We start from the raw sequence: 454 nt of genomic DNA, 5'->3' as shown, positions 1-454 counted from the left end.
CGAGGCTTTATAGCGAGATTGAAGCGTATTCACACTTCAGATCAGTGGATTCGATCAGATAGCTGTTACGTTAACAGCTGCCGGACCTTTCTGGCCGTCCTGAATTTCGAACTCAACGTTCTGACCTTCAGCCAGAGTTTTGAAGCCATTACCCTGGATAGCGGAGAAGTGTACGAACACATCTTTGCTGCCATCAGCCGGAGTAATGAAGCCAAAACCTTTAGACTCGTTGAACCACTTAACCTGACCTTTAATCTTTGCCATTTGAAAAATTCCTTAGATTGTTTTCTTCGCCCGCAGGCATAACATAGATAAAACTGACACATTACTGCATGAGGCACCAATATAAGGCTCGGCAGAGAAGCGGTATTCAACGTCAACGTGTTTACTCAGGACTTCTTTACTGAAAATGCCACACATAAACAGAACTGTACCTCGTTTAACCCGAAATCTG

The 454-nt window shown here is 44.1% G+C and carries 2 protein-coding genes; both read right to left on the bottom strand.

Features of this window, described 5'->3' with window-relative positions; genetic code table 11:
* Positions 1-54: 54 nt before the first annotated feature.
* Positions 55-255, bottom strand: coding sequence for a transcription antiterminator/RNA stability regulator CspE (cspE, locus tag EO083_RS09785; protein WP_175080258.1), 201 nt, complete (start codon positions 253-255; stop codon positions 55-57).
* 21 nt (positions 256-276) lie between these two features.
* Entirely contained in the window at positions 277-420 is a 144-nt protein-coding gene (locus tag EO083_RS09780; RefSeq protein WP_001295496.1) for a DUF2627 domain-containing protein, read from the bottom strand.
* Between the last annotated feature and the right edge of the window lie 34 nt (positions 421-454).

The sequence above is a fragment of the Thermosipho globiformans genome (assembly GCF_003990895.1).
GTDB classification, from domain to species: domain Bacteria; phylum Thermotogota; class Thermotogae; order Thermotogales; family Fervidobacteriaceae; genus Thermosipho; species Thermosipho japonicus.
The sequence above is the reverse complement of the archived record's forward strand: the minus strand, read 5'-3'. Positions and strand labels throughout refer to the sequence as shown.